Source organism: Pseudomonadales bacterium (genome assembly GCA_013215025.1).
Classification (GTDB): domain Bacteria; phylum Pseudomonadota; class Gammaproteobacteria; order Pseudomonadales; family DT-91; genus DT-91.
On the sequence record JABSRR010000101.1, the window covers coordinates 1 to 8,572 of the forward strand.

At 46.6% G+C, this 8,572-nt stretch carries 7 protein-coding genes; 4 read left to right on the plus strand and 3 right to left on the minus strand.

Annotated elements, in window-relative coordinates:
• On the plus strand, window positions 1–631 hold a 631-nt coding region (locus tag HRU21_08275), incomplete at its 5' end, for a TatD family hydrolase (protein ID NRA42284.1).
• On the plus strand, window positions 631–1,035 hold the full coding sequence (locus tag HRU21_08280; GenBank protein ID NRA42285.1) for a SufE family protein: 405 nt from the start codon (window positions 631–633) through the stop codon (window positions 1,033–1,035). The genes HRU21_08275 and HRU21_08280, both read left to right, overlap by 1 nt.
• Before the next feature lie 68 nt (window positions 1,036–1,103).
• Here the strand turns inward: HRU21_08280 and tcdA are convergent, their stop codons facing one another.
• A complete protein-coding gene (gene tcdA / locus HRU21_08285) occupies window positions 1,104–1,934 on the minus strand; it encodes a tRNA cyclic N6-threonylcarbamoyladenosine(37) synthase TcdA (protein NRA42286.1) in 831 nt (276 codons plus the stop codon).
• Between the two features lie 139 nt (window positions 1,935–2,073).
• Between tcdA and HRU21_08290 the strand changes: the two genes are divergently transcribed.
• Window positions 2,074–3,759 carry a cation:proton antiporter gene (locus HRU21_08290; GenBank protein NRA42287.1) on the plus strand — a complete coding sequence of 562 codons (1,686 nt, stop codon included), beginning with the start codon at window positions 2,074–2,076 and terminating at the stop codon, window positions 3,757–3,759.
• Between the two features lie 99 nt (window positions 3,760–3,858).
• Here HRU21_08290 and HRU21_08295 read toward each other — a convergent pair whose 3' ends face one another.
• Window positions 3,859–4,860, minus strand: coding sequence for a Rieske (2Fe-2S) protein (locus tag HRU21_08295; GenBank protein NRA42288.1), 1,002 nt, complete (start codon window positions 4,858–4,860; stop codon window positions 3,859–3,861).
• 692 nt (window positions 4,861–5,552) lie between these two features.
• Here HRU21_08295 and HRU21_08300 point away from each other — a divergent pair.
• A complete protein-coding gene (locus HRU21_08300) occupies window positions 5,553–6,956 on the plus strand; it encodes a Do family serine endopeptidase (GenBank protein ID NRA42289.1) in 1,404 nt (467 codons plus the stop codon).
• Between the two features lie 389 nt (window positions 6,957–7,345).
• Here the strand turns inward: HRU21_08300 and ampE are convergent, their stop codons facing one another.
• A complete protein-coding gene (ampE, locus tag HRU21_08305) occupies window positions 7,346–8,290 on the minus strand; it encodes a regulatory signaling modulator protein AmpE (GenBank protein NRA42290.1) in 945 nt (314 codons plus the stop codon).
• Window positions 8,291–8,572 lie beyond the last annotated feature (282 nt).

Consider the following 8,572-nt stretch of genomic DNA (forward strand, 5'->3'; position numbering starts at 1 on the left):
TAGTAATATTGACAGCAATGTTGACAATGCTAATGACAGGCTGATATCTGACTGTTTGGATCAGCTGCAGCAGCAATTTTTGACCACTAAAGACAATGCCATTGCCATTGGCGAGTGCGGCTTAGATAAAGTGTTTGCCAAGAAACATGCTCACGACAATCACTATCAGCAGCAGCAGGCGGTGTTTGAAATACACTGTGAAGTAGCTAAGCAAAGCGGTAAAGCAATGATCATTCACAACATCAAGAGTCAGGCTGAAATTCTGCATCAGGTGAAACGACTACAACTCGATTCTGACAATATTGGTGTGGTACATGCGTTTAGCGGCAGCTATGAGCAAGCGAAAGCCTGGCTTGATGCCGGCTTTTACCTCGGCATTGGCGGCACTATTACTTACCCTCGTGCGCAAAAAACCCGTGCTACCTTAAAAAAACTGCCACTCGACCGGCTACTGCTAGAAACTGACGCACCGGCGATGCCAGTCTTTGGCAAACAGGGCCAGGCTAACACGCCACTTGCCATCAGCCAGATTGCCAACACTGCGGCATCGCTATTATCGGTTGATCAAGACAAGCTCGCCAGCCAGCTATGGCAAAATTTCTTTCGTTTATTTCAACTAGAGCCCTGCTAATGCAGCCGCAATTCACCGAACTCTCGCAACTCGACAGCAGCGCTGTGCGGCAGGCGAATCATTGGCAACAGCGTTATGCCGCTATCTTATCGCTAGCTAAACAAGTTGAAGAAAAGCCGCAGCTGCGCCAAGCTGCTTATTTACTGCCTGGCTGCAGCGCTAAACTGTGGCTAGACACCTATGCAAATCAAGACCGCTTTTGGTTTTCTATCGACAGTGAGAGTCGCATTCTCAAGGGGGTATTTGCGCTGATTTTACAGCAATGGCAAGGCCAGCCTGCAGCGCTAATCAAAACATTTCAGCTTGATGAATTTTTTCAACAACTGGGCTTAGAAGCTCACCTTAGCCCTTCTCGCAGCAATGGCATCAAACAAGCTATAAAATCCGTTCAGGCGCGACTTTAAGTCGTTGTTAGTCAGCCTCAAGCTGTTGACTCAGCGCCTCATTTTTTCTGACTTTGGTTTTAGACCTGTTACTGAGTCTGCTGCTGAATCTGTTGCTGGCGCATCAAGAAACGCTGGATCGCGCGTTCAGCAGCAACAAAGCCCATAGTGCCGGTTAACATAGTTGCACTACCAAAACCTGCACTGCAATCCAGCTTCACCTCACCCTCAAGCGCCGACTTTTGCTGACACACGCTGCCATCGGGTTTAGGAAAAACCGCCTGCTCCGTCGAATACACCGCTTCAATGCGAAATTTACGTCCGGGGTCACGTGAAAAATTATACCAGCGATACAGCTGCTGCCTGACTTTTGCCAACATCGGATCGGCACTGGTGCGATTAAGGTCATTACTGGTAACACAGCGAGGATCGGCTTTTCCACCGGCGCTGCCAACTGTCACTAGACCGATTTTACGCGCTGAGCAATAGGCGATCAGCGCTGATTTCACCGATGCGGCATCGATACAGTCAATCACCATATCTTGTTCAGGCACAATCAATTCGCGAATATTGTCTTTCGCTAAAAATGCATCGATGCAATGTACGGTGATTTCGGGGTTTATATCACGCAGCCGGGCGGCCAAGCTTTCGCTTTTTAATTCAGCAACCGTCGAGGTCAAGGCAGGAAGCTGTCGATTAATATTGCTGATACACAGCTCATCCATGTCGATCAGGCTGATGGTGGCAACGCCACTGCGTGCTAATGCCTCGGCAGTCCAGCTACCCACGCCACCTAAGCCGACAACCACAAAATGTGCTGCGGCCAAGGCCTCTAAGGCTGGACGACCATATAGCCTGGCAATACCGCTAAAGCGCAGCAGATAATCGTCAGTTAGCTGTGAATTTGGCGCTGCGCGCATAATTGCCTACCCTTTAGATTGTCAAAAAGTTGCCAAACGGTCACCATCAATGCGATTATCGACGGTTTGATCGGCGCGTATTTTGCGCCTATTAACTATGATGTACAAGTGAATTAGCGCTGCGGTGCTAGCCTAAATTATGAACAGCTTATCCGATATTATTATTATTTTAGCCGCCGGCGTGATCATCGTACCGCTGGCCGAACGCATTAAACTGGGTGCCATACCCGGCTTCTTACTGGTCGGCCTACTGCTTGGGCCCTCCGCGCTGAATTTAATTCAAGCCAGTGAAACCATTCATCATCTGTCTGAATTCGGCATCGTATTTTTATTGTTTATGATTGGCATGGAACTCAACCCTCACCAGCTATGGGGCATGCGACACTGGGTATTTGGCCTTGGCAGTCTGCAAATTTTGATCTGTGGTCTTGCCCTAGGACTGCTGTGTTATTTTGGTCTACCCATGCTGGGTCAGAATATAAACGTGAATACTGCTCTTGTGCTAGGCCCTACGCTTGCGCTCTCATCTACCGCATTTGTTATGCCGATGTTAATTGCTAAGCGTGCACTGAGCCAACCCTATGGGCAGGCCTCGTTTTCTATATTGCTAATGCAAGATCTGGCNGTGGTGCCGATTTTAGCCATGCTTAGCTTTATCGCCACGCCAGATGTCAAACCCGGTATTAATATGCTGTGGGCCATTGCTGAAGGGCTGGCGATTTTAATCGCCGTCATATTTTGCAGTCGATTGTTTTTGCAAACCGCGCTCAACCATATTGCCGCCAGTGGCAACTCTGAAATATTTACCGCAACCACACTGTTATTGGTGATCTCTATGGCAGCCTTAACCCAGTCTATTGGGCTATCCATGGAAATGGGCGCATTTTTAGCCGGCTTGCTCGTTGCCGACTGCCAATACCGGCACCAAATTACTGCAGAAATTCAGCCATTTCGCGGTATCCTGCTGGGCTTATTTTTTATTGCTATGGGTTTAACGCTAGATTTCAGCACCTTTGCTGATGAACCTGTGCTCATTGCCTGCGGTTTGACTTGCCTATTATTGATTAAATTCGGGGTTATTTATCCTTTAGCAAGAGCGTTTAAGCTAAGTCAGTATCAAGCCTTTGCCAGCGCTTTTTTATTGGCCCAATCTGGTGAGTTTGCATTAGTGATTTTTGCCACCGCCGCTAAATACGCCTTATTTAACGACAGTCTCTATCAATCTTTGGTGCTGATTGTCTTCTGCAGCCTTGTGCTTACCCCGCTGCTGGCGCGCATCGCACTGCATTTTTCCGGCAAGCAGCAATTATTAGTGACTGAGGCGCCGCAAGGTGAGCATGACAATATCATCTTGGCGGGGTTTGGCCGCGTCGGCGAGCGCATTGGCAGCATGCTGCAGCAGCATGGCTTGCAATATATCGCGGTAGATGCTGACGTAGATATCGTAAAACAGGCGTCGGATGCGGGACATCCGGTGTTTTACGGTGATGTGCGTAAAGCCGAAATCTTTTCTAGCTTAGAGATTACCGAAGAAAGCACGGTCATTATTACCATTAATGATTTCAACGCGGCAGAAGAGCTGGTTGCCTTATTAAAAGCCAAAGTACCGGCAGCCTATGTCATTGTTCGCGGCCATAATGCGATTCAGTGCCAAAACCTACTGGCACTCGGTGCCGATGAGGTTGTCTCTGAAAATTTGCAGGCCAGTATTGAATTGTCGCGTTTGGTGTTTGAGCGTCGCGACATTGCAGCAGACAGCTATGAACCAACGATTAAAAACTATCGCCAACAATACCACCAAATCATTCGCCAAGATAAGTCGTAATACTCACACCGCTATCGACAGGCAAAAAAATACCCGCAGCTGCGGGTATTAATTAAGATGCTTAGGCAAAGTCAGCCTGCTTCTACATTCATACAAAGCTTATAGCTTACCTTCAAAGTCATGGTAGAACTGCGCGTACCATTTACGGAATTTATGAATCGGGCCATCACCATCACATAAAATCGGTAGCGGACGATACAATTTATTTTCCCAAACCGGCGTGTCTTCACGCAGCTGTTTGCGAATATCGCCAATGATCGCAGCCTCAACGCCACCCTCAGGTTTTTTACCGTCTTTTAATGGCTGTGAAAAGGCAAAACGTACGTGAACGGTCTCATCATCAACAGGCGTAATAAGNCCGTTTAAGTAGGTTTCAGCAATACCTTTAAAACGGGTCCAGGTTTGACCTGGGCCTGCATTATTGGTGTGAATCTCACCCTTGATAGTACCTTTAGGCGTTTGCATATCAGCACGCTGAATACCGTGGGTTTTATGCCCGTCTTGGGTTGACTCCCACTGAGGGAAGGTAGCAACGCCGTGCACATAACGGAAATGTGCAGGGTCTGCGGCATTTTCACCCATTTCCTGTGGATGCGTTTTTATCGTCCACTCATACTTTTCAAACTCAGACCAATTCGGATCATTCGCTTCTTCGTTATATTCAACCTGCCAAAGTGGCGCCTGCTCCTCATCAGGGTGGTACCACACCCAGATGATCTGATTCATCTCGGTGACGTGATACGACTTAATGCACTGCTTATCTTTTACTTTTGGCGGTACGTTCTTCGCGTAGGGTACGTCGGTACAAAAACCGCGGTTATCAAACTTCCAGGCATGGAATGGACAAACGATACTTTCGCCTTCAATACGACCGCCTTGGCCAGCTTCAGCATTAATACCATAACCGAGGTGTGCACCCATATGTGGACAGTAGGCATCCAACACAACCGCTTCGCCAGATTCAGTGCGAAACAGCACCATTTCTTTACCAAAGTATTTAATCGGGCGTGACTCTCCAACCTTGAGATCGTCTGAATATGCAACACCGTACCAACCAAAAGGGATTGGCATGGGATAACGCTTAACTTGAACTTCTGCCATTGCGGGTATTCCTATACAAATTTATATCAACAGCATGAAAGCGTTTTGCACAGTTTTCATGCCAAATATACATTTTCGTCAAAATCGGGCGCAGATTTTAGCAAAAAATGCATGATTTTTACAGTCAGATTTTACAGTGAGCTTGTCTCGCTTCAGTTACATTGCTGTAAAGCAGTGAGCGGCGAGGTGAAAACCAAGCAACAGCCAAGCAATAGCCGAACTAAAGCTAAGCTACAGCCTAGCTAGAGCTACCCCCAATAGCACTTGCATGCACTGCTGTCAGCACAATATCCAAACTTGCGGCGCAGATAAATACCGCACAAGCGATGGAGAATGTAACAAGCAAAGCTACTGAGCCACTGCGAATAATTAGCCACTGCAAAGATGTAGCGGCATATTCATCAATAAAATCAAAGGCCTGTAAATACTCTGACTATACGACAATAAGCCATGAGCCTATCACTCGTAATCAGGCAGAGAGCTTAAAATCAGTTAAGATTGCAGCAAAAGACATGATGGCATAATCAGTAAGGCCTAGCTGAAATCAAAAATACAGCAGTTTACGTAAAAATGTTCAAAACTTATGAAACTTTTTGTTCTGCCAGTTATCCAATATTAATGCCATGAATAATGTGTTTTCAAAAAACATATTTAGCACTATAAAATTGTCTATCTGTTGTTAAGGAGCCAGCATGACAGCGCTATCTAGGTTACTACCTCAAACGCCTTTTAAACCTTTTTCTCCATTGCAAGCTAAGTCGCTATCGCTAACAAGCATTATTTTATGCCTCGCTTTAAGCTTGACAGCCATGCCAAGCCACGCTTTTTTGCCCAGTGCCGACAGTCAGGGCAATCGCCTACCCTCCTTAGCCCCGCTGGTTAAGCAGACACAAGCCGCGGTAGTCAATATTTCCGTGACTAGCACCCAAACCGTGAATAACCCCTTGCTCAATGACCCGTTTTTTCGACGTTTTTTTAACGTGCCCAAAAATTACTCGCAACAGCGCCAAGCCTCTAGCGCCGGCTCTGGGGTTATTATTGATGCGAAGCAAGGCACGGTCATTACTAACTATCACGTGATTAAAAATGCCGATGAAATTCAAATTGGCCTAAGCGATGGGCGACAAATTGAAGCCGAATTGGTTGGCTCTGACCCCGATGTCGATATTGCTGTGTTGCGCATCAAGGCTAAAGATTTGCAAGCGCTGCCGCTCGCAGACTCATCCTTGCTTGAAGTGGGCGATTTTGCCATCGCGATCGGCAACCCCTTTGGCCTTAATCATACCGTTACAACTGGTATAGTCAGTGCCCTTGAAAGATCGGGCCTTGGCATTGAGGGTTATGAAAACTTTATCCAAACCGACGCCTCGATTAACCCCGGCAACTCAGGCGGCGCGCTAATCAACCTGCGCGGCGAGTTAATTGGTATTAATACGGCAATTCTTGCGCCTTCTGGTGGCAACGTTGGTATTGGTTTTGCGATACCAAGCAATATGGCCAAACACAGTATCGAACAAATTTTACAGCACGGTGAAGTCAAACGAGGCCGCTTAGGCATTTATATACAGGCCCTCACACCTGCACTGGCAGAGGCATTTAATACCGATAAAGATCAGCAGGGCGTATTAATCACCAAGGTTGAAGAAGACAGCCCGGCCGCAGACGCAGGTCTTGCAGCTGAAGACATCATTATTGCGATAGATGGCAAAACTGTGAAAACCCCGCAAGAGTTACGCAATATTATCGGTCTTGCCAAGCTCAACTCTAAGGTTGAGGTTAGCTTTTTGCGCAACGGCAAAGAAAAAAGCAAGCGGGTTAAAATTAAAAGCTACGAACCCGAGCAAACCGCCAAGCAAAGCTTACCTGAAAAATTACAGGGTGCGAGTTTTAGCCAAACAGATAAGGGGTTACAAGTTAGCCAGATAGCGCCTTCAAGCCCCGCCAGTGAATCTGGCTTACGGGTTGGTGATTTAATCATCGAGGTAAATCATCAATCTATCAGCTCGCTGGCCGATTTAAGCCAAGTAGCAAACACCTCTCAGCTGTTGGTAAGAATTATTCGACAAAATGCGGTGTTTTATATTGTGGTGCGTTAGTAATTTATACTGACGCGCCGACGCGCTACAACCTCTACAGCGATGAGACATCAATAGCGCTGATACGCAAAGGGCGTTAACTGCCTTAATTAACTGGGCGGTTAAATCAGCTGACCTTAAGGCGCGTCTTAGCTAAAAGGCGCGTCTTAGCTAAAAAACGCTTCTGGGCCTAATGAATAAAGCACAACTGCGCTTTATTCAAGTTGTCTCAGAAGAGGTGAATGGCGAGGGTTCCAGGGCAAGGTTTTTATAAGCAGCTTTCTATGGTCACAGACCTGCCCTGCAGCATAAGCATGGCAGGCGCTGCTATTGTAAAGTTGCTGTCTTACTTTCTCGATCTCAATACAATCTTGGATGAGAGTCAGATTACCCTCAGTGAAACACGGCCATCAGAGAATCACATACAGAGCTAGCAGAATCACCGCAACCATCAAGGCACGATCATACAAAGCCAGCATTTGGCGCACCTCATCTGCGGCTTTCTTATATAACTCATCTTCAGAGCGGCCATCAAGATAGCGGTCGCTGTTCCACTGCGCCTGCAAATTCAGTGCTGACGCACCTAACAATGCAGTTATGCGAGAGGAAGAGAGAAAAGGATTCAAGCATACCGAAAGCCATAGGCTAAACGTTTGCTTTAATTCACCAACCACGGCATAACAAAGCCCCTGTAAGCGTGCGACTGGCCACTCAAACAGATGCAGTAGCTGATAAGCTGCAGACTTGCTTAATGGCTGATCAGCTTGGTCAGCCATTTGTTGATAATAGCGAAGATATAAAACCAATAGCCGATAAGCAAATACGGCAATCGGGCCCAATACGGCAAACCAAAAAATCACCGCAAAGATGCGCTGAAGACTGCAGTAAAACTGCTGCTCTCGAATCTGTAAATGCAGGCTAGCGAATTGTTGTTTGGTCGACATTACAGCGCTTGTTGACGCTGGCGCAGCTAAGGAGACGTCGCTTAATGTAATATCCGACAGGGCGATCAAACTCTGCTTGGCGTCATCAGCTTTGACCGTTTGCTGCTGACAGGCATCGGCATATTGCCTTAGCACGGCTTTAAAGTCGCCGCGCCCAAGACTAAATAAAATAACCGCTAGCGATATGACTAGCTCAGCTAAGCCCCAAAACCAGCCAGCAAACAGACTATAGATAAGCGCTAAGAGAAAACTTGGTAACAGCACTGCAATCAATGCGTGTAAAAGTGTCAGCGGCTCATTAACGTGATAAAGCTCTAGCCATTGATAAAACCACTGGTCTGGTTGAAAGCGTGAAATAGAACCCAGCTTGTATAACATCGCTAGGCTGATCAATATGGCTAAAAAACTCATGGTTTATTTCCAATGGGTTGGGGTGATGCATGGCTTAATTGGCTTAGCTGCAAAATTATTCAGCTGAATACACACTGTTTATCTGTTTGCTTTACAGCAGCTTTACGCATCCGCGTTAAATGTATCTTAACATCATGTATCGGATAGATGTTGCTAAATACTATATACCAAATGCCATATGATTAATCAGACAGACAGTTAGCCCGTCAAACAGACTAGCACTGTGAGGCTTATCTGTTGCTGATTACTTTTTATTTACTGCTTACTACTTACTGCTTATTG

Coding starts and splice junctions, on each gene's coding strand:
- HRU21_08280 (NRA42285.1), top strand. CDS start 631: ATGCAGCCGCAATTCACCGAACTCTCGCAACTCGACAGCAGCGCTGTG.
- tcdA (NRA42286.1), bottom strand. CDS start 1,934: ATGCGCGCAGCGCCAAATTCACAGCTAACTGACGATTATCTGCTGCGC.
- HRU21_08300 (NRA42289.1), top strand. CDS start 5,553: ATGACAGCGCTATCTAGGTTACTACCTCAAACGCCTTTTAAACCTTTT.
- ampE (NRA42290.1), bottom strand. CDS start 8,290: ATGAGTTTTTTAGCCATATTGATCAGCCTAGCGATGTTATACAAGCTG.